The organism is Pseudacidovorax sp. DMC4, assembly GCF_056314265.1.
The window spans coordinates 1-632 of the sequence record NZ_JBQUYR010000042.1 but is presented as its reverse complement, the minus strand read 5'-3'; the positions used below and the strand labels follow the sequence as shown (position 1 = coordinate 632).

Sequence of the window (632 nt, the reverse complement as noted above, 5' to 3'; positions counted from 1 at the left end):
GCCGACGGCAGCGCCTGCGACGTGGTGCACAACCACATCCCGCTGGACCCGGGCCTGGTCAACGGCCTGCTGCTGCGCAAGGCGGCCAGCAAACAGCAGGTGGACTTCGGCGACTTCCTGGACTATGCGCTCACGGTCACCAACAAGACCGGCTTCCCCATCAAGGGCATCGCCTTCAGCGACACCCTGCCGGCGGGCTTTGCGTACGTGCCGGGCAGCAGCAAGTTCAACGGCAACGCCATCGCCAACCCGAGCGGCGGCGCGGGCCCGGCGCTGGTCTGGCAGATCCCCGATGCGCAACTCGCGGCCGACCAGAGCGTGATGGTGCGCTACCGGGTGCGCGTGGGCGTGGGCGCGCGCATCTCGGGCAACGCCACCAACCGTGCGCAGGCCAGCGCCAAGGGCTACACCTCCAACACGGCGGAGAACACCGTGCGGGTCAACGGCGGGGTGTTCTCCGACGAAGCCTTTGCCTTTGGCAAGGTGTACATGGACTGCCGCGCCGACCGCCAGCAGGACGGCGAGGACGAGCCCGGCGTGCCCGGCGTGCGCCTGTGGCTGGAGGATGGCACCAACGTGATCACCGACGGCGAGGGCCGCTGGAGCCTGTACGGCCTCAAGCCCCTGACGCA

The 632-nt window shown here is 69.5% G+C and carries 1 protein-coding gene; it reads left to right on the top strand.

The genetic code is table 11. The features are described from left to right. A partial coding sequence (locus ACT54X_RS28785) for a DUF11 domain-containing protein (RefSeq protein ID WP_476350057.1) occupies positions 1-632 on the top strand: 632 nt, incomplete at both ends.